Origin of the sequence: Flavobacterium sp. ZB4R12 (assembly GCF_048276375.1) — a bacterium.
Taxonomy (GTDB): Bacteria; Bacteroidota; Bacteroidia; order Flavobacteriales; family Flavobacteriaceae; genus Flavobacterium; species Flavobacterium gawalongense.
Window position 1 is genome coordinate 1 of sequence record NZ_JBLNKS010000016.1, and the last position, 20,083, is coordinate 20,083.

22 protein-coding genes and 1 pseudogene are annotated in these 20,083 nt (G+C 33.9%); 13 read left to right on the forward strand and 10 right to left on the reverse strand.

All coding sequences use genetic code 11. The features are described from left to right. Positions 1-791: 791 nt before the first annotated feature. Positions 792-1,469 (reverse strand): tRNA (guanosine(37)-N1)-methyltransferase TrmD, encoded by a 678-nt coding sequence (trmD, locus tag ACNO7W_RS12385; protein ID WP_143388762.1) that lies wholly within the window; start codon positions 1,467-1,469, stop codon positions 792-794. Positions 1,470-1,783: 314 nt separating this feature from the next. On the opposite strand from trmD, the gene ACNO7W_RS12390 reads away from it, so the two are divergent. Next, positions 1,784-2,716 (forward strand): peptidylprolyl isomerase, encoded by a 933-nt coding sequence (locus ACNO7W_RS12390; protein WP_417938379.1) that lies wholly within the window; start codon positions 1,784-1,786, stop codon positions 2,714-2,716. A gap of 128 nt (positions 2,717-2,844) precedes the next feature. On the opposite strand, the gene ACNO7W_RS12395 is transcribed toward ACNO7W_RS12390, so the two are convergent. Both ACNO7W_RS12395 and ACNO7W_RS12400 read right to left on the reverse strand, forming a co-directional pair. Further along, a complete protein-coding gene (locus ACNO7W_RS12395) occupies positions 2,845-3,738 on the reverse strand; it encodes an alpha/beta fold hydrolase (RefSeq protein ID WP_417938380.1) in 894 nt (297 codons plus the stop codon). 171 nt (positions 3,739-3,909) lie between these two features. Beyond that, complete coding sequence (locus ACNO7W_RS12400; RefSeq protein ID WP_143388759.1) at positions 3,910-4,464, reverse strand: thioredoxin family protein; 555 nt, start codon at positions 4,462-4,464, stop codon at positions 3,910-3,912. Between the two features lie 121 nt (positions 4,465-4,585). Here ACNO7W_RS12400 and ACNO7W_RS12405 point away from each other — a divergent pair, with 121 nt between their 5' ends. Beyond that, positions 4,586-4,921, forward strand: coding sequence for a tRNA-binding protein (locus ACNO7W_RS12405; RefSeq protein WP_417938452.1), 336 nt, complete (start codon positions 4,586-4,588; stop codon positions 4,919-4,921). A gap of 157 nt (positions 4,922-5,078) precedes the next feature. Here the strand turns inward: ACNO7W_RS12405 and ACNO7W_RS12410 are convergent, their stop codons facing one another. Continuing rightward, positions 5,079-5,606 carry a YceI family protein gene (locus tag ACNO7W_RS12410; RefSeq protein WP_143388757.1) on the reverse strand — a complete coding sequence of 176 codons (528 nt, stop codon included), beginning with the start codon at positions 5,604-5,606 and terminating at the stop codon, positions 5,079-5,081. A 111-nt stretch (positions 5,607-5,717) separates the two neighbouring features. Here ACNO7W_RS12410 and ACNO7W_RS12415 point away from each other — a divergent pair. From ACNO7W_RS12415 to ACNO7W_RS12430, 4 genes and pseudogenes are all read left to right on the forward strand, one after another. Then, positions 5,718-5,876, forward strand: a pseudogene (locus ACNO7W_RS12415) (tRNA-binding protein); the annotation flags it as partial. Positions 5,877-6,185: 309 nt separating this feature from the next. Further along, entirely contained in the window at positions 6,186-6,512 is a 327-nt protein-coding gene (locus tag ACNO7W_RS12420; protein ID WP_143388756.1) for a four-helix bundle copper-binding protein, read from the forward strand. 84 nt (positions 6,513-6,596) lie between these two features. After that, positions 6,597-6,812 carry a DUF2188 domain-containing protein gene (locus tag ACNO7W_RS12425; protein ID WP_143388755.1) on the forward strand — a complete coding sequence of 72 codons (216 nt, stop codon included), beginning with the start codon at positions 6,597-6,599 and terminating at the stop codon, positions 6,810-6,812. A 55-nt stretch (positions 6,813-6,867) separates the two neighbouring features. Next, positions 6,868-7,320 (forward strand): YbhB/YbcL family Raf kinase inhibitor-like protein, encoded by a 453-nt coding sequence (locus ACNO7W_RS12430; protein WP_417938381.1) that lies wholly within the window; start codon positions 6,868-6,870, stop codon positions 7,318-7,320. A 14-nt stretch (positions 7,321-7,334) separates the two neighbouring features. Here the strand turns inward: ACNO7W_RS12430 and ACNO7W_RS12435 are convergent, their stop codons facing one another. The 3 genes from ACNO7W_RS12435 to ACNO7W_RS12445 form a co-directional block, all read right to left on the reverse strand. Continuing rightward, positions 7,335-7,886 (reverse strand): RBBP9/YdeN family alpha/beta hydrolase, encoded by a 552-nt coding sequence (locus ACNO7W_RS12435; RefSeq protein ID WP_417938382.1) that lies wholly within the window; start codon positions 7,884-7,886, stop codon positions 7,335-7,337. A gap of 217 nt (positions 7,887-8,103) precedes the next feature. After that, on the reverse strand, positions 8,104-8,487 hold the full coding sequence (locus ACNO7W_RS12440) for a PUR family DNA/RNA-binding protein (RefSeq protein WP_314896855.1): 384 nt from the start codon (positions 8,485-8,487) through the stop codon (positions 8,104-8,106). A 68-nt stretch (positions 8,488-8,555) separates the two neighbouring features. Further along, the gene (locus ACNO7W_RS12445) at positions 8,556-10,316 is read right to left on the reverse strand and encodes an ABC transporter ATP-binding protein (protein WP_417938383.1); all 1,761 of its coding nucleotides are present in this window, start codon (positions 10,314-10,316) and stop codon (positions 8,556-8,558) included. Between the two features lie 201 nt (positions 10,317-10,517). Here ACNO7W_RS12445 and ACNO7W_RS12450 point away from each other — a divergent pair, with 201 nt between their 5' ends. The 3 genes from ACNO7W_RS12450 to yajC all read left to right on the forward strand — a co-directional run bounded on the left by ACNO7W_RS12450 (position 10,518) and on the right by yajC (position 13,017). After that, positions 10,518-11,624 carry a Glu/Leu/Phe/Val family dehydrogenase gene (locus tag ACNO7W_RS12450; protein WP_417938384.1) on the forward strand — a complete coding sequence of 369 codons (1,107 nt, stop codon included), beginning with the start codon at positions 10,518-10,520 and terminating at the stop codon, positions 11,622-11,624. A gap of 178 nt (positions 11,625-11,802) precedes the next feature. Then, entirely contained in the window at positions 11,803-12,714 is a 912-nt protein-coding gene (nusB, locus tag ACNO7W_RS12455) for a transcription antitermination factor NusB (protein WP_143388749.1), read from the forward strand. Positions 12,715-12,744: 30 nt separating this feature from the next. After that, positions 12,745-13,017 carry a preprotein translocase subunit YajC gene (yajC, locus tag ACNO7W_RS12460; protein ID WP_143388748.1) on the forward strand — a complete coding sequence of 91 codons (273 nt, stop codon included), beginning with the start codon at positions 12,745-12,747 and terminating at the stop codon, positions 13,015-13,017. 76 nt (positions 13,018-13,093) lie between these two features. Here yajC and ACNO7W_RS12465 read toward each other — a convergent pair whose 3' ends face one another. The 3 genes from ACNO7W_RS12465 to pepT form a co-directional block, all read right to left on the reverse strand. Beyond that, positions 13,094-13,507 (reverse strand): hypothetical protein, encoded by a 414-nt coding sequence (locus ACNO7W_RS12465; protein ID WP_417938385.1) that lies wholly within the window; start codon positions 13,505-13,507, stop codon positions 13,094-13,096. Positions 13,508-13,835: 328 nt separating this feature from the next. Next, complete coding sequence (locus tag ACNO7W_RS12470) at positions 13,836-14,423, reverse strand: YdeI/OmpD-associated family protein (protein WP_417938386.1); 588 nt, start codon at positions 14,421-14,423, stop codon at positions 13,836-13,838. Further along, on the reverse strand, positions 14,424-15,701 hold the full coding sequence (gene pepT / locus ACNO7W_RS12475) for a peptidase T (RefSeq protein ID WP_417938387.1): 1,278 nt from the start codon (positions 15,699-15,701) through the stop codon (positions 14,424-14,426). It abuts the gene before it with no gap. 304 nt (positions 15,702-16,005) lie between these two features. Here pepT and ACNO7W_RS12480 point away from each other — a divergent pair, with 304 nt between their 5' ends. The 4 genes from ACNO7W_RS12480 (at position 16,006) to ACNO7W_RS12495 (ending at position 20,066) form a co-directional block, all read left to right on the forward strand. Continuing rightward, entirely contained in the window at positions 16,006-17,025 is a 1,020-nt protein-coding gene (locus tag ACNO7W_RS12480; RefSeq protein WP_417938388.1) for a quinone-dependent dihydroorotate dehydrogenase, read from the forward strand. 125 nt (positions 17,026-17,150) lie between these two features. Further along, the gene (locus ACNO7W_RS12485) at positions 17,151-18,014 is read left to right on the forward strand and encodes a hydroxymethylglutaryl-CoA lyase (RefSeq protein ID WP_417938389.1); all 864 of its coding nucleotides are present in this window, start codon (positions 17,151-17,153) and stop codon (positions 18,012-18,014) included. A gap of 109 nt (positions 18,015-18,123) precedes the next feature. Next, positions 18,124-18,675 carry a hypothetical protein gene (locus ACNO7W_RS12490; protein ID WP_143388740.1) on the forward strand — a complete coding sequence of 184 codons (552 nt, stop codon included), beginning with the start codon at positions 18,124-18,126 and terminating at the stop codon, positions 18,673-18,675. Then, positions 18,672-20,066: a DUF5723 family protein gene (locus ACNO7W_RS12495; RefSeq protein ID WP_417938390.1), complete on the forward strand. Its 1,395-nt coding sequence runs from the start codon at positions 18,672-18,674 to the stop codon at positions 20,064-20,066. The genes ACNO7W_RS12490 and ACNO7W_RS12495 overlap by 4 nt, the downstream gene beginning before the upstream one ends. Positions 20,067-20,083: the final 17 nt, after the last annotated feature.

The following is a 20,083-nucleotide window of genomic DNA, read 5'->3' on the forward strand; positions in this document are numbered from 1 at the left end:
ACTGAAAACTTTTTATTCATTCCTAATACTGAAAACTGCGACTGCGACTGAAAACTTTTTATTCATTCCTAATACTGAAAACCGCGACTGCGACTGAAAACTTTTTATTCATTCCTAATACTGAAAACTGCGACTGCGACTGAAAACTTTTTATTCATTCCTAATACTGAAAACCGCGACTGCGACTGAAAACTTTTTATTCATTCCTACGCTGAAAACCGCGACTGCGACTGAAAACTTTTTTATTCATTCCTAATACTGAAAACTGCGACTGCGACTGAAAACTTTTTATTCATTCCTAATACTGAAAACTGAGACTGCGACTGAAAACTTTTTATTCATTCCTAATACTGAAAACCGCGACTGCGACTGAAAACTTTTTATTCATTCCTAATACTGAAAACTGAGACTGCGACTGAAAACTTTTTTATTCATTCCTACGCTGAAAACTGAGACTGCGACTGAAAACTTTTTTATTCATTCCTACGCTGAAAACTGCGACTGCGACTGAAAACTTTTTATTCATTCCTAATACTGAAAACCGCGACTGCGACTGAAAACTTTTTATTCATTCCTACGCTGAAAACCGCGACTGCGACTGAAAACTTTTTATTCATTCCTAATACTGAAAACTGCGACTGCGACTGAAAACTTTTTATTCATTCCTAATACTGAAAACTGCGACTGCGACTGAAAACTTTTTTATTCATTCCTAATACTGAAAACTGCGACTGCGACTGAAAACTTTTTTATTCATTCCTACGCTGAAAACTGCGACTGAAAACTGAAAACTACTCCTCCAGTAAATCCGGTCTTCTATTCTTAGTATGTTCATACGCCATATCTTCTCTCCATTTATCTATTTTGGCAAAATTTCCACTGGTCAAAACATCAGGAACTTTCCATCCTTTGTAATCTGCGGGGCGCGTGTAAATAGGTCCTGACAATAATCCATCCTGAAAACTATCCGTTAATGCTGAAGTTTCATCACTTAAAACACCCGGAATCAATCGGATTAAAGCATCCGATAATACCAAAGCGCCCAGTTCACCCCCAGACAATACATAATCACCAATAGAAATTTCCTTCGTGATAAAATTGTCGCGCACGCGTTGATCCACACCTTTATAATGCCCGCACAAAATGATAATATTTTCATACATCGACATCGTGTTCGCCATTTTCTGGTTCAGGGTTTCCCCGTCCGGTGACATATAAATGATTTCGTCGTACGTTCTTTCGCTTTTCAAATGCGTAATACAAGCATCAATAGGCTGCACCGTCATCACCATTCCGGCACCACCGCCATAAGGATAATCATCTACACTTTTTTGTCTGTTGGTCGTATAATCCCGTAAATTATGAATGTGGACTTCCACCAATCCTTTGTCGATGGCACGTTTCATAATCGAAGCCTCAAACGGACTTCGCAATAATTCTGGAAGAACGGTAACAATATCAATGCGCATAATTTCTTTTCTAAGTTTCAAAGTGCAAAGGTACAAAGTTTTTCTATGCTGAACTTGTTTCAGTATCAGGAGCTATTTCCAGCTTTTCATTCTATCTTTCCTTGCTTAAAGGAAGCAAGGAAAGGATGCCGTTTCAATCTGGGCTAGGGTTTTTTGGAATTAGGAGGTTTTAAAGAAGTTATTAAGTTTGAAATATTTTCTAAATTGCATTCCTGTTTAATCCGCAAACTTTCAAATAACCAAATCAACGAATCCCCAATTCCCTTTTTAAAATTAATTTCGTAAATTTGCCTTTCAATAAAAATTAAACAAAAATGGAAAACGGAATATATGCTAAATTCAACACCACAAGAGGTGCTATTTTAGTAAAACTAACACACGATTTGACTCCAGGAACAGTTGGGAACTTCGTAGGATTGGCCGAAGGAAACTTAGAAAATAAAGTAAAACCACAAGGGGTTAAATTTTATGACGGATTAAAATTCCACAGAGTAATTCCTGACTTCATGATTCAAGGTGGTTGTCCACAAGGAACAGGAACCGGAGATCCGGGGTATAAATTTGATGATGAATTTCACCCAAGTTTGAAACACAACCGTCCGGGAGTTTTGGCAATGGCTAATTCAGGACCTGGAACAAACGGTTCTCAGTTTTATATTACACACATTCCAACTGAATGGTTGGATAACAAACATACTGTTTTTGGTCATGTTGTAGAAGGTCAGGATGTTGTCGATGCTGTACAGCAAGGTGATGTTTTGGAATCATTAGAAATTGTCAGAGTAGGAGATGAAGCTAAAAATTGGAATGCAATTGAAGCTTTTATCACTTTCAAAGGTTCACGTAACAAACGTGATGCAGCTTTAAAAGCAGAGGCTGAAGCAGCTATGGAAAAACTAGCTGCTGGTTTCGAAAAAACAGAAAGTGGTTTGCGTTACCAATTCATCCAAAGAGGTGAAGGTAAAAAAGCAGAAAACGGAAAAATTGTTTCGGTACATTACACAGGACAACTTCCTGACGGAAAAGTTTTTGACAGTTCATATCCTCGTAAAAAACCAATCGAATTTCCATTAGGAAAAGGAAACGTTATTGAAGGTTGGGATGAAGGAATTGCCTTGTTGCGCGTAGGTGACAAAGCACGTTTCGTGATTCCGGCTCATTTAGGGTACGGATCTCGTGGTGCTGGGGGAGCAATTCCACCAAACGCCACATTGATTTTTGACGTAGAATTAATGGACGTTAAATAGTCTACAGTATTCAGATAGCAGATTCCAGTTATCAGATAAAATTAAAAAATCCCAAAACTTTCGTTTTGGGATTTTTTTTATGTAATAAATGGACTTGTTGCTATTTTTGAATTCGAGTGATTTCAAATCTATGAATTTAAAAATTCAATCAAATCCTTGTTTAATTTATCTTTTTCAATATAAAATAAACCATGTGGCGCTCCTTCATAAACAATAAATTTATTGTCCGGTATTAATTTTGTCGCTATTTCAGAGGTGATTTCAATAGGAACGGTTTTGTCCTCATCTCCATGAATGATTAATGTAGGCACATTTACCGAAGCCATTTCTTTACGAAAATCGGTTGAGGAAAATGACTTGGCACACTCTAAAGTCGCTCGCGGTGACGCAAAAGAACACAGCATTCTATAATAATCCAATAAAGGCGTACTTATAGGTTTACTGATAAAACTCACTCCGAAAAATGTTTTTCCAAAACTATCCAGAAAACCAATTCGCTCTTCTTTAATTTGTTCCGCCATACCATCGTATTTTTCTTGTGGAACGCCATCTGGATTAGAATCCGTTTTTAGTTGAAATGGCGTTACAGAAGCGATAAGTACCGCTTTTGAAACTCCTTTTCCGCCATGACGACTGAAATAACGGACTACTTCACCACCTCCCATAGAAAATCCAACAAGCGTAGCTTCCTTTAAATCCAAATGGTCAATAATAGTTTTTAAATCATCGGACAAAGTATCATAATCGTATCCATTCCATGGTTGTGATGATTTTCCAAAACCACGACGGTCATAGGTAATAACTCTAAAATTATTTTGAACCAGAGCATCAATTTGGTATTCCCACATTTCATTAGATAGTGGCCAGCCATGAATAAGAATTACAGGTTTTCCTTCGCCATAATCTTTTACATACAGTTTTACCCCCGGTGCTGTCTCAATATATTTATCTAATCCTATTTTAGATCCAGAAAAATGGTCTCCACTTAGTGATTCGCTTCTGTTAATTTGATTCGTTTCCATAACATTTACTGTTTACAAGATGAATTTAGTATTCCTCTTTAGGGTAAAATTAGATGTTTTTGAAAAAAATAGTATTACAGAATTAGTATAAATAGTTGCAACTTTTTTTGTTTTCGAACATAAAAAGAAAGCATTCTGTTGAAAGTCAGAATGCTTTTTTTATAATTGGATTTATTTCCACTTTATATTGCAACCAATACTTGGTTTTTGATTGGGATTAATTATTCGATTGTAAATCACGCTGTCAATCGCACCACGTAAATCGTTGCCACTAAGCGGAATTCCATTTCCCGGTCGGCTATCGTCCAACTGACCGCGATACACTAATTCGTTTTGGTTGTCAAACAAGAAAAAATCAGGCGTACAAGCCGCATCGTATGCTTTGGCGACTTCTTGGGTTTCATCATAAAGATAAGGAAACTCAAAATTATTTTCAAAAGCGAATTCCGTCATCAATTCAGGTGCATCTTGAGGAAATTTTATCACATCATTACTTGAAATGGCAATGATTCCAATGCCTTGTACATGATAATCATTGGCAATCATCAAAATTTCTTCTAGAACATGATGCACAAAGGGACAGTGATTGCAAATAAACATCACCAAAGTTCCTTTTTCGCCTTTTAAATCCACAAAAGAAAACCATTCGTTGGAAGTGGTGTCTTTCAAATAAAATTCGGGAGCAATAGTTCCAAGCGGAACCATCTTTGAAGCAGTTTTTGACATTGAAGTTTTTCTAGTTTAAAGTTTCAGGTTTAAAGTTAAGAAAAAAGGATTGTGTTTTAGATTTAAAATACTAATTTTAGTCTGTGAAGCGTTTGATTTACAACTTTAAACTTAAATAAAAATTATGCTATCTTGGTCTGAATTCGAAAAAGTAGAAATGCGTGTGGGAACTATCCTGGAGGTTAATGATTTTCCCGAAGCCCGAAAACCGGCTTATCAGTTAACAATAGATTTTGGTTCAGAAATCGGAATCAGAAAAACATCGGCACAAATCACCCAACGCTATCAGAAAGAAGAATTGCTAAACCGACAAATTGTTGCGGTGGTCAATTTCCCTAAAAAGCAAATAGGAAAATTCATGAGTGAATGTTTGGTGTTAGGTGCAGTAGGTTCAGCAGGCGATGTGATTCTATTGGCTCCTGATTTCAAAATAGAAAATGGGTTGCAGATTGGGTAGCTGCCGTATTTTGTTCTAAAAAGCGTTCAGTTTTTTGATTTATTGTCTTGTGCCGTAGACTTGCTAAGAATGCTATAGGATATAATGCGAAGTTTTCTTCAGGTATATGTTTTGAAAATGTTTGTCTGATAGTTTTATGTCAATTTGCAATTTGATATCATTTTTTCAATAACTCAATATTCGCAATCAATGCTACTTCCTCGCTTACCATAGTGCCCCCAGCTTCTATTGTGTCATTCCAAAGCAATCCAAAGTCTTTACGATTTATTTTTCCCTTTAACTCAAAACCTGCTTTTACATTCCCCCAAGGGTCTGTAGCCATGCCTCCATATTCTACATTCAGGACAACAGGTTTTGTAACATCTTTAATGGTAAGATTACCGGTCAATTCAAATTTAGTATCGGCGGTTTTTGTGAACCTCGTTGAGGTAAATGAAAGTTTAGGAAACTTTTCCGCTTCAAAGAAATCAGCACTTTTTAGGTGCGTGTCTCTATGCTCATCATTAGTGTTGATGGAATTGACATTGGCACTAAATGAAAACTTTGCGTTTTCAAAATTGTCACTTGCCTCCACAGTGCCTGTTATTTCATCGAATCTTCCCGTTAAAGTAGCAATCATAAGATGTTTGACTTTGAACTGTACCGCTGAATGCGCTGGGTCTATTACCCAATTTATATTTTCCATGGCGTGTTTTTGTTTGGATGTTAATTTTAATTACAAATAATATATAAAGTTACGAGTTATTGAGTTTGATTGTTGTTGATTATTAAGTAAATATATTTTTTTAAGGTAGGTTTAGTCCTCCGTCAAATTGTTGCGGTGGTCAATTTTCCTAAAAAGCAAATTGGGAAATTCAGGAGCGAATGTCTGATATTAGGTGCTGTAGGTTCAGCAGGCGATGTGATTTTGCTTTCACCTGATTTCAAAATTGAAAATGGATTGCGAATTGGGTAACTTCAAAAATAGTTGTAAAATAGCTGAATTAACAATAAAAATTTCAGTTATAAAAATGTTAATAACTTGTAATACAGGATATTGAATGAAAAAATAATGTAAATTTACTTCGCACTTAATTAAGCGTCCATTCGATTCGCTTCAAATAACTTTGTCGTTTGATTAGTGCTAATCCTTTAAATGATTTAAGAGAAATCCAATTATTAGTGGAATCTTCTAAAAGTTAGGGAAACACAACACTGTAAAAAAAATTAGGGCCACTCAGCCCATTGATTTAAAACAAGATTATAAATTAAATACACATTGAAGATGGAAAAGCAAAAAATGATTGACGTATTGCATTTTTGTGCAGCACAGTGCACACATTGTTATGATGCATGCCATTTGGAAAAACAAATGGATATGTCCTGTTGTATGATGAACGATCAGGATTGTGCTGATATATGTCGTTTAACAGCACAATTATTAGAGCGAAACTCTGAAAATGCAGCTGTCTTTTTAAACTTATGTTTAGAAATGTGCGAAAGATGTGCCACCGAATGTGAAAAATATCCGCAAATGGAACATTGCAAAAAATGTGCTGAAGCATGCCGTAAATGCGCCGCAATGTGTAATGAACAACAATTGACACATTAGGAAAAAGGCTATCGTTATTTCATAATATTCACAATAACGATAGCTATTATTATGTTTCAAAACAAAACGATTAAATAGAATGTCATGCCTTGGACAAGAACAGATTATCCAAATTCTCTAAAGAATCTTCCCCAAGTGGTTCGCAATAAAGCCATTGAAATTGCCAATGCATTGTTCAAAAAAGGCAATATGGAGGAGGGGAGAATTATTGCCACAGCAATAAGTCATGCAAAAACGTGGGCAAACAATCGCGGATTAATAACTAAAATGTTTCCAAAAAAATTAAAAAACAAAAAATGACTTAAAATAATTCCATTTAATAAGCCCAATTATGAACCTTATTATACTATATATCATGTCGACAATAATAAGTACCACCTTGACAATAAAAAGTCCTGCTTTTAAGAACAATGAATTTATCCCTTCAAAATATACTTGTGATGGGTTAAATATAAACCCGGAACTCATAATAGAGGATATTCCTGTAAATACTAAAAGTCTGGCCATCATAGTAGATGATCCGGATGCTCCAAATGGAACATTTTGCCATTGGCTACTGTGGGACATTCCACCAAAAACTACTATAAAAGAAGATAGTAGACCCGGAACCCAGGGTAGAAACAGCATCCATGAGAATAAGTATTTTGGGCCATGTCCTCCAAGTGGCACGCACCATTATCATTTTAAAGTGTATGCTTTAGACGCTAAACTTAATTTACCACCAAATACTGGCGAAAAAGAACTCTTAAATACTATGAGAGGACATATTATTTCCTCGGGGGATTTAGTAGGTTTGTATAAAAGGTAGCGTATTGGATACTATTACGACCTATTAATTTTATCAATCAATTGTTGCAATATCAATTGTCCTTCTTCCCAAAATTCAAGATTTGATTCGGAGTTGACATGTCCTTTTTGACCAATATTTATAAAATCACTACCCCACATTTCAGCAAAATATTCTGCTCTTTGTGATGATATATATGGATCATTTTCACTGGTAACTACTATGGAAGGAAAGTGCAATTTTGACAACGGTATTGGCGAAAAGTTCCAAATGCTCTCTGGCGTATGCTCAGGAGAATCAACATCCGCTGGAGCAACCAGTAAAGCACCTATTATATTAGGATTGCTGTTTACAGAAGCCCAATGCATTACTAAGGAAACCGCAAGACTGTGAGCCACCAAAATTGTTGGATTATCTAATTTTAGGATCGCCTCATTCAGTCTGTCGAGCCACTTCTCTAGTTGAGGTTCGTTCCAATTGTCCTGAATTACCTTAGTGGCATTTTTATATTTTTTGAGCCAGTAGCTTTGCCAATGGTTTTCTCCGGAATCACCCAGTCCTGGGATAATTAATAATTTTATTTCCATTCTAATACATAATAATATAGGTTTATCTAAAAAAATCTAAAGTGTTTAGAGAATTTTTTGGAATAAAAATATACAATTTTATCGAAATAGAAATCCTTTTTTAGTAATAAAAATGAAGAACGATTGCCCCTAATAGTTACATTTTAGGCGGATATAAAAAAAGTCCAAAAATCAACTGATTTTTGGACTTTTCGTTTTGTAAGTAGGCAACGAAACATTAAATATCATCAAATTCTATATCGGTAAAAGTTGATGTTTGCGGTATGATTTCATCATCATCTGTTTTCTCAGCTGCATATTCTTTTTTGAAATCTTTTTGGTGTCTCTCAGAGATTACTTCTTCCCCTTTGTGGTTCAAAACATAAGAAGTCATTTCTCCTAGAATTTCTGCGAAGGCAGCAAAGTCCTCTTTGTATAAATAAATCTTGTGTTTCTTAAAATGGAACGATCCGTCTTCTTCGGTAAATTTTTTGCTCTCGGTAATCGTTATGTAATAATCATCAGCTTTAGTAGCTCTTACATCAAAGAAATAGGTTCTTCTTCCAGCACGTAAAACTTTAGAAAATATCTCTTCTTTTTCTAACATGTCATTTTCTCTCATAATCCTTTCTGTCAATTTTTTATTTAATAGCAATCAAAAATCATAAAAATTTATTTATTATACAACAATTATAGTAATTCTTTTTCTGAAAGTTGTTTTAAATACAAGGATGCATAATACCCTTCTTGATTTATCAATTGATTATGAGAACCTTGTTGGATAATTTTTCCTTCTTCAAGAATGATAATATTGTCTGCATTTTTTGCCGATGAAACCCTATGACTAACAATAATGGTCGTTTTATCCTTGCAAATCTCAAATAAGTTATTCAAAATCGCTTCTTCGGTTTCTGTATCCACGGCTGATAAACAATCATCAAAAAGTAAAATAGCCGGGTTTTTAATAATTGCTCGGGCTATAGAAACACGTTGTTTTTGTCCACCCGAAAGAGTGATTCCTCTTTCTCCCAGAATAGTATCGTACTGTTTGTTAAAGCCAATGACATTGTCATGCACTACGGCATTTTTTGCAGCAGCTTCCACTTCCTCATCAGTCGCATTTTCTTTGCCGAATTTAATGTTGTTTTTGATACTATCCGAAAACAAAAAGGCATCTTGTGGAACAATTCCGATGTTGTTTCTTAAATCATATAGATTCAAAGTGCTTATTTCGTTTCCATCAACAGTTATTCTTCCATCTGTTACTTCATACAAGCGGGAGATTAAAGAAGAAATAGTTGATTTTCCAGATCCTGTTTTTCCAAGAATCGCCAGCGTTTCTCCTTTTTTTACTTTAAAGGAAATATTTTTTAATGCTTCTATATTCGTGTCTTCATAGGTATAGCTCACATTTTCGAATGAGATAGTACCCTCAATAATAGATTTATTTGGGTTTTTATTTTTTATTTCCGGTTCGATTTTCAGGAATTCATTAAGGCGCTTTTGCGAAGCTTCGGCCTCTTGAACCATTGACGAAACCCATCCTAATGAAGCAACCGGCCAAGTAAGCATGTTGACATACAAGATAAATTCAGCGATGGTTCCAATGCTTTTTATGGTTCCATTGATATACATTAGACCACCAAAATAAATCACAACCAAGTTGCTTATTCCTATCAGCGCCAGCATTAACGGACCAAACAATGATTGTACTTTTGCCAAATTCAAACTCTTGCTTTTGCTTTCATTCGCTAAGTCCACCATATTGTTTTGATGTTGGTCTTCTAATGAATAGGCTTTTATCACTCGGATTCCAGAAAATATTTCTTGCGAAAAACTCGATACTTTGGACAAATACTGCTGGAAAATAGTGCTTCTTTTATTGATTTCAGAACTTAATTTGAAAATGCAATACGATAATACAGGTAAAGGAAGAATGGTGTACAATGTTAATCGTGGCGATACATTGTACATGTAACCGATTACAATTGCAAAACGTATAAAAGTGTTAATCGTATACATTACTGCGGGTCCCACGTACATTCTTACTTTTGAAACATCTTCACTGATACGGTTCATCAAATCACCTGTACGGTTTTGCTTATAGAAGTTTTGTGATAGGTTTTCATATTGACGAAACACTTCGTTTTTTAAATCGAACTCAATGTGTCTCGACATAACTATCAGGGTTTGTCTCATCAAAAAAGTAAGAAAACCAGCTATAATGGTAGTCGCAATAATCAGTAAAATGTTTGAAATTAATTGCTGTTGAATGACATCCGCAGTAATGGTTTTATCCTTAGAAAATGATTCAATTACCATGAATGACTTGCTAATCAATTTTGGAGTAAACAAAGAAAATATTTGTGCGATAATTGTAAATAAAATACCAAGAGAAAAACTGTATTTATATTTGATAAAATATTTATTTAAATAACGTAATTCTTTCATTTTTTTAAGATATTCTGTGTTGAAAAAGTTTTATTTATTGATTAACAATCAATTTTTGATAATGTTTAAAATTGATTTATTTTTGCAATAATTACGAAATTAATAATTTTAAACTAAAATATTAGGATATGTGTATTTTTTATGTAAATTTGATTTGTCTTTTTAACGAATTCATAATTTATCACTATAAAAATTAATACTATGAATGCAGCTTTCACAACTGGAAAGGAACTTCAAAAAATGGATCCCGTTTTTGGCCAATTATCATTTGATGATCACGAACAAATTGTATTTTGCAACGACAAAGATACAGGTTTAAAAGCAATTATTGGTATTCATAATTCGGTTATGGGTCCCGCTTTAGGTGGTACGCGTATGTATAATTATGCCAATGAATGGGAAGCGCTAAACGATGTATTGCGACTTTCTCGTGGTATGACTTATAAAGCTGCCATTACAGGATTGAACATTGGTGGAGGTAAAGCGGTTATTATTGGCGATGCCAAAACTCAAAAAACACCTGAGTTGATGCGTAAGTTTGGTGAATTTGTGCATTCTTTAAGCGGAAGATACATTACTGCCGAAGATGTAGGTATGGAGACTAAAGACATGGACATAGTAAGAGATGTAACACCTTATGTTACTGGAATTTCTGAAGAAAGAGGTGGTTCTGGAAATCCATCACCTGTAACTGCTTACGGAGTATATTTAGGTATGAAAGCAGCTGCAAAGCATCAATTTGGTTCTGATGTTTTGGGGGGTAAAAAAGTATTGGTTCAAGGAATTGGTCATGTTGGAGAAACTTTAGTTGATTATTTGACAAAAGAAGGAGCAATAGTAACGATTACTGATATTAATGAAGAAAGATTGTATGAAGTAGGAGCTAAGTACAACGCTAAAATATTCTCAGGCGAAGATTTATATAGTGCGGATGTTGATATTTATGCGCCTTGTGCCATGGGAGCAACTATAAATGATGCAACCGTGCATAAAATTAAAGCAAAAGTAATTGCTGGTGCGGCTAATAACCAATTGGCAAATGAGAATATCCACGGAGCAATTTTGCAGGAACGAGGAATTCTTTATGCGCCAGATTTCTTAATTAATGCGGGTGGTATCATCAATGTTTATGCGGAATTGGCTCATTATGACAAAGCTGAAATCATGCGTAAAACAGAGAATATTTACAATACTACGCTGGAAATAATTGATTTTGCCATTGCAAACAAGATGACTACACATCATGCGGCTTTGACGATTGCTCAAAATAGAATTGATCAAAGAAAGATAGAAAACAGTAAGAAGTAGTTTTCAGTGTTCAGTATTCAGTGTCCAATTATTGCCGTTCACTGAATACTGATCACTGAATACTTTTAAAATAAGCGATTATATATTTTATTTTAAAAAATGAAATACTTATTTTTGCAGACTAATTAATAAAAGTTCTTACAAGGTGGTAAATAGAAGACACATACGCGTTAAAGTCATGCAATCCATTTATGCGATGCATCAAAGCGGTTCAGATAATCTGGAAAAAGAAGAAAAATTCCTTTTTTACAGTATCGACAATATTCAAGATTTATACCTTATAATGCTTTCTTCCCTGATTGAAATTTGTAAAACAGAAACTGTCTTTTTGCATAAATCCAGTCTGAAACATCTTGCAACTCCTGAGGAACGTAAACCCAACGAGAAATTCATCAAAAACCGTATTTTTCAAATTCTTTCCGAAAATAATTCACTAAGTATTGCGCTGGAAAATCGTAAAATCAATAATTGGACTTTAAACGACGATTATATTTTATTATTGCTGAATGATATAAAGGCGAGCAAATTGTATGCAAAATACATGAGTGATTCGACTAATACATTTGAAGAAGACAGACAGTTTATCGTTGATTTGTTTATGGAAGTAATTGTTCCTAACGAAAAATTATATGAATATTTAGAGGATGATAAGTTAACTTGGGTTGATGATATTCCGTTAGTGAATACGCACATCATCAAGCAATTGAAAGCGATTAAATCTGGTGAAGACGACAATTTCAGAATGCCAAAATTGTATAAAGACAATGAGGATAAAGACTTTGTTAAGGATTTGTTTCGAAAAACGGTCTTAAACGAATCCGAATTAGCCAAAGAATATATTGATAAAACACCCAATTGGGATAGTGATAGAATTGCCGAAATTGATACCATTATTCTTAAAATGGCAATTTGTGAATTTTTGAAATTTCCATCTATTCCTGTAAAAGTTACCCTTAATGAATATTTAGAAGTTGCTAAAGAATATTCTACACCAAAAAGTAGTATTTTTATCAACGGAATTTTAGATAATTTAGTAAAAGAATTACAAACCAGCAAAAGAATCATTAAAGCCGGTCGTGGTTTAATGTAATAATTAACAAATAAAAAGAGAATTAAAATTATGGAACAATTAACTCAATTTGCACCGTTTTTATTAATGTTTGTGGTGATCTATTTCTTTATGATCAGACCACAACAAAAAAGAGCGAAAAACGAAAAAGAATTTGAAAGCACTTTGAAAGTAGGTGACAAAATCATTACTAAAAGTGGTCTTCACGGAAAAATTTCTGAGTTAGCTGATACCACTGTTGTTGTTGAAACGATGTCAGGAAAGCTTAAAATGGAGCGTTCAGCTATTTCTATGGAAATGAGTGCAGCATTGAACAAAAAATAATTTTCGCTTTAATGAATAAAAAAAGTCCCAACCGATTATTCGGGTTGGGACTTTTTTTTGATAAAAAATAATCCTATTATTTTTTATTCTTCTTCGCTTTCTTCGCTTTTTTAGATTTTGCTTTGGCTTTTTTAGCTTTTATCTTTGCTTTGACTTTCGCTTTTTTAGCTTTATCCTTTTTGGCTTTTTTTGCCTTTTTAGCTTTTGCTTTTGCTTTCGCATCGGCTTTTTTAGCGTTTTTTTTATCTTTTACTTTCTTTTTAGTCTTCTTTTTATTGTCTTTTTTATTTGAAACAGCGGTGTTTTGATCTAGATTAATCGCAGAAATTTCTATAGTTTCCGTTATGATTTCTTCTATTACTGGTTCTATTATTTCAACTGGTTCTTCTAAAGGTTTGGTTACTTTAGTTTTTCTAGCTCTAATCGGTTTGTCAATTTCAAGTTTTGCGGGAGATACTGGAGCAGTTTCCGCTTCTTTCTTTTGTATCATAATTTATAGTGTTAGTATTATTTTTATCCAATTAAACCAAAAGTTGTTCAGGTATTAATAAATTGTTAAGTGCCTATAAGTAAATATAGTGATTTAATACGTTGGTTTTTAGTATAGTTCGCAAAAAAAAACTTTCTAATTTGCGATAAATAGTATCTGGGATGGGAGTTTAAATTGGCATGTTTCTTTTTCAAAAGCTTTAAGGAGCGTTTTTGAAAATGAATTTCATATAGCATATTAGGAAGTGATGGCGAGAGTATACGGGAGTGTAGTCTATGGGTTGAATAAAAAAAATCCCAACCTGATGCTTCAGAAATGGGACTTGATTTTATCGGTATTTGTCATTTAAGCCAATGTTTTCAAGTATCATTGGTTTTATTTTTTCGATTCTGGACCGTTTGGTTTCTTCTCGTTTTGCGGTTTCTATATATTCCAAGAATTCCTTTTGTTTGTAAGGCGAGAATTTTAGAAATGCTTTTGCTAAATTCGGATCAGCATCTAATTCTTTTTGGAAAAGTTCAGAAACTATAATTTTTCCTTTTTCAGGTTTAAGATGTTTTCCTTGTTTTTCATTTTCAATCGCTTCATGAATATAATCTAATACTGCCGCTTCATTGACTTCTTCTTTTGATGAAAAGCGCCATTGTCGGAATGATTTAGTAACACCTTCTTGTGCATTAACCAAAACCTGTTTTTCATCTTTCAGGAAAACGCCATTAAAAAACCAAATCGTAAAATAATTTTTGAATCCTCCGACTCCAAGTACATTTTTATCATTGAGGACATAAACGTAACCGCCCCATTTCGTGGTTTCGATCAGTTCTGTTTTAGCAATAATTGATTTCAGCAATTCTAATTCTTCTGACCAACTATTGACTTTATCCCAGGTATGTGTATTGGTTTTTAGGGGCTCCAACTATTTTTTATTTTTAGCTATTTCTTCCGTTTTAGTGAAATCACCCGCTGCAGTCAATTCGGCAATTTTTACAATTACGCTAACTGCTTTTTGCATGCTTTCTACAGGAACATATTCATATTTTCCGTGGAAATTATGCCCGCCAGCAAAAATATTTGGGCAAGGTAACCCTTTATACGATAATTGAGAACCGTCAGTTCCGCCACGAATAGCTTTTATAAGTGGTTTTATATCCAATTCTCTCATAGCCTTTTCTGCAATATCCACAATATGTTTTACAGGTAAAACCTTTTCTTTCATATTGTAATATTGGTCTTTTATTTCGGTAATAACAATATCTTCGCCAAATTGTTTCGCGAATTTTTTATTGATTTTTCGGGTGATTTTCTCGATTAATTCTTTACGTTTCTCAAATTTTTTCTTGTTATGATCGCGAATGATAAGTTCCAAAACCGTTTCTTCGATACTTCCGGTTAAATGATGTACGTGAAAAAAACCTTTGTATCCTTTTGTTCTTTCGGGTGTCTCATCAATTGGTAATTCATTGATAAAATCATTAGCAATCAACATAGAATTGATCATTTTTCCTTTGGCATAACCAGGATGCACGCTTTTTCCTTTGAAAGTAATTTTGGCGCCAGCCGCATTAAAATTTTCATATTCCAATTCGCCTATTTGACTGCCATCCATGGTATACGCCCAATCCGCTCCAAATTTAGCTATATCAAAATGATGTGCGCCACGACCAATTTCTTCATCAGGTGTAAAACCAACTCTGATTTTTCCGTGCTTGATTTCGGGATTGTTGACAAGGAATTCCATTGCGGTAACAATCTCAGTAATTCCGGCTTTATCATCAGCACCCAGCAATGTTGTTCCGTCAGTGGTTATCAAAGTCTGTCCTTTATACAACAACAAATCTTTAAAATAGCTTGGTGATAATACAATGTTTTTATCGGCATTTAATACAATGTCTTTACCATCATAATTAGGAACAATTTGAGGTTTTACATTAGCACCGCTAAAATCTGGGGAAGTATCAAAGTGCGAAATAAATCCGATGGTAGGCACTTCATGAGTCACATTACTAGGCAAAGTAGCCATAATATAGGCTTTGTTATCTATTGTTACGTCTTGCAATCCAATGGCTTTTAATTCCTCAACCAGTTTGTTGGCTAAATTCCATTGTTTTTTAGTGCTTGGTGTAGTTTCTGAGTTGGGATCAGATTCTGTATCTATAGTTACATAACCAATGAAACGGTCAATAATATGTTGCATAAAGTGTTTTTTAATGAGACACAAATATACAGTTTATTTAGAAAATGATTTTACTTAGATGAGTTTGTCTTTTCTTTGTATCTATTAATAAGTAGCTGAAATTAATAAGCAAAAAGCCAAAGATATAATCAAATACTTAACATAATAAACGAAGAAATTGCATACTTTTTTAAATGAAAGTTTAAATTAAGGTTTGCACAATTAATGCTTGTTTCCAATAAATGAAAATGATTTATAAAATTATTTTCCAAATATTTAATTATCGAATAGATAGTTCTATTTTTGCACCACCAACACAATAACCATGTATAAATTACTTATTCGCCCGATACTTTTTTGTTTTGATCCAGAAAAGGTTCATTATTTTACTTTTTCATTGATTCGTTTCTTGTCTAAAATCCCAGGATTTTCATTTGTTTTTAAATCGCTTTACGAGGTAAATGACCCAAGATTAGAAACCGAAGTTTTTGGATTGAAATTTAAAAATCCCGTGGGTTTAGCCGCTGGTTTTGATAAAGATGCCAAGTTGTATAAAGAATTGTCCAATTTTGGTTTTGGTTTTATCGAAATAGGAACGCTTACGCCAAAAGGACAAGAAGGAAACCCTAAAAAGCGTTTGTTCCGTCTTAAAGAAGATAGCGCGATTATCAACAGAATGGGGTTCAATAATGGCGGAGTTCAGGAAGCCGTAGAACGATTAAAAAATAACAAAGATGTTTTAATTGGCGGAAATATTGGAAAAAACAAACTAACGCCAAACGAAGAAGCAACATCAGATTACGAAATTTGTTTTGATGCTTTGTATGACTATGTTGATTATTTTGTGGTGAATGTGAGTTCCCCAAACACGCCCAATCTTCGTGCTTTGCAAGACAAAGAACCATTGACACAATTGTTGCAAACATTGCAAAATAAGAATTTGGCAAAGCCAAAACAAAAACCAATTCTCCTGAAAATTGCCCCTGATTTAACCGATGAGCAGTTACTGGATATTATAGATATCGTAAAAGAAACCAAAATTGCAGGAGTTATTGCTACCAATACAACCATTTCACGCGAAGGATTACAATCCGAAAACAAAATAGAAATGGGAGGTTTGTCAGGAAAACCATTAGCAAAACGTTCTACTGAAGTGATCCGATTTTTATCTGAAAAAAGCAAAAAAGCCTTTCCTATTATTGGAGTAGGAGGAATCCATTCCGCTGACGATGCAATTGAAAAATTAGAAGCTGGAGCGTGTTTAGTGCAATTGTACACCGGTTTTATTTACGAAGGACCAGCTTTGGTAAAAGCAATCAACAAGAAGATTTTAGAGCGATTGTAGGCTTTTAATATTACCAAATTATGTAATATTTATAATTATTACCAAAATACGTAATAATGTTAATTTACTGAAATTTAAAATTCATAATTTAAAATTCATAATTGTTTTCCTATCTTTGGTTTTCTATGGAGCCAATAAAAATTATAGAATGTCCACGCGATGCCATGCAAGGTATTAAGCAATTTATTCCTACTGAAAGAAAGGTATCTTATATACAATCTTTATTGCGCGTAGGATTTGACACCATAGATTTTGGGAGTTTTGTCTCTCCAAAAGCGATTCCGCAAATGCAGGATACTGCCGAAGTTCTGGCGCAACTTGATTTATCTCAAACCAGAAGTAAACTTCTTGCAATAATAGCCAATACACAAGGGGCAATATTAGCTTCTGTTCACCCTGAAATACACTATTTAGGTTTTCCGTTTTCAATTTCTGAGAATTTCCAAATGCGGAATACTCACAAAACAATAGCGGAATCATTAATCACGTTACAAGAAATTCTAGAAATTGCCGATAAAAGTAATAAAGAAGTGGTGGCGTATCTTTCTATGGGTTTTGGTAATCCGTATGGAGATCCTTGGAATACAGAAATAGTAGGCGAGTGGACTCAAAAATTATCCGATATGGGAGTGAAAATCCTATCGCTTTCGGATACAGTGGGAAGTTCAACACCGGATGTAATCTCCTATTTATTTTCGAATTTAATTCCAAAATATCCCGAAATAGAATTTGGCGCTCATCTTCATACCACACCTAATAAATGGTTTGAGAAAATAGATGCAGCCTACAAAGCGGGTTGCCGTCGTTTTGATGGAGCCATTCAAGGTTTTGGCGGATGCCCAATGGCAACTGATAATTTAACAGGAAATATGCCAACAGAGAAATTATTGTCCTATTTCACTTCACAAAAAGAAAATACAAATACAAGCCCGATGAGTTTTGAAAGTGCTTATAATGAGGCTTCTAAATTATTTGGAGAATTTCATTAGAAAAAGATCTATTTTAGATTTTTACAATATTGACAAATAATAATAATAATAAGAACTTTGATGCGTTCGTAGTTTAGTAAGTATGAGATTGATTTTAACAAATAATAAAATGAGACCACTGGTTTTTCATAGGATTTTAGGAATACTAATTCCGGTACTGTTTTTCTTTTCATGTACAAGTGATCTTGACTTTAATCAGGTCAATGATTTAAAATTAGAACCTGTTTTTGTTTCAAATTTGGCTCATTTTGATGTTCCCGCAAATCAATTTGTGACTAATGGTGTAGAACAAGTTGTAACTGTTGACACCCCAACGATTGACATCTTTAATGATGCTTTTTTTAAAGACAATTTAGTAAGAGCTGATTTCTTTTTTGAAATCAATAATACTATAAATAGGGCCTATACTTTAGATCTAGTCTATCTGGACAAAAATAATCAGGCTCTTTATTCTACTAATTTTGCTATACCTGCCTATACTGGCGTTGAAAATTTGGTCACTAAAACCGATGTGTTTGCAAATGCTAAACTTGATTTGTTGAAAAGAACCACTAAAATTGCTTTCATTCTTAAGATGCTTCCTGGTCCGATATTAAGTGAGAGCAGTACCGGGAGTTTAAAATTACGTTCAGGTGTAACCGCTTATTTAGTTGTAGAATGAAAAAAATAATCTTGCTTTTTGTTCTATTTGTATCGGTTGAATGTATTTCTCAAAACAAACAAATTTTATATAATTTCACTTCAGTGCCTCAGTCTTTAATGACTAATCCAGGTTCTGATGTGAAGTACAAATGGTATTTTGGAATTCCTTTATTATCGGGTATTTCTGCTAATGTAGGTTCCAGCGGTTTTTCGGCCTATGATTTATTTGCCAATGGCGGAGTGGATTTTAATGTAAAATTGCGAAATGTTGTATTCTCCACTACCAGAAAAGATAAAGCTACAATAAACGAACAAATAGAATTATTCAACGGAGGCTTCAAAGTTGGCGATTGGCAAAGTAACTCATATATTTCCTTTGGAATGTATCAGGAATTTGATTTTCTGAGTTATATGCCTAAAGATTTAGCTATACTTGCTTTGGACGGGAATAGAGATTATTTAGGAAAAGTGTTTAATTTGGGAGATTTAAATGTAAAAGTTGAAATGCTTTCGGTTCTTCATATCGGATATCATAAAAACATAAAGAATAACTTAATTGTGGGACTTCGAGGAAAAATTTATTCCAGCGCTTTTAATGCTACTTCGACTAAAAATTCTGGATATATTTATACCATTCCTTCTACTAATGGAATTTACGAGCAAGTTATTTCTTCGAATTTAGAACTTAATACTTCTGGAATTTCAAAATATATCGATGAAGATTATTCAGGAGATGTAGTAAGAGATATTAAACAAAAAGTCTTTTTTGGAGGTGATTTAGGGCTTGGTTTTGATGCAGGACTTACCTATTATCCCAAAAAAAATATTCAGTTTACAGCAAGTCTTGTTGATGTTGGATTTATAAGGCATACTAAAGATGTAGAGACTTTTACGTTTAAAGGGTATTATAAATACGACGGGATAAATCCTAAATTCACAAATGGGAATGCGGCAGGAAATGTATATCAGGAATTTAAAGATGCTATTCCATTGGATACATTATATACTAAATACACGACCTGGCGTCCCGCCAAGTTTAATTCGTCTATTCAATATTCATTTGATGATTCAAGAAGTAAAGATTGTAATTGTGACGGCACTGATTCTGGATATAGAAATGCTGTTGGCGCTCAATTATTTATTATGTCAACCCCAAGAACGCCTTTTATGGCTTTTACAACGTATTACAGAAGGAATATTTTCAATAATTTACAAATGAAAGCGACCTATACTTTAGATTCCTATTCGTATAAAAACATTGGATTGGGATTGTCTGCACAACTTGGAAAACTCAATTTGTACGTTCTTGCGGATAATCTGTTAGAATATCATGATTTGGCAAAAGCCAATAGTCTTTCTTTTCAATTTGGACTTAACGTTATTTTTAAAGACAGTGACGAGCCTTATTAAAGCCTAATTGCGGATTG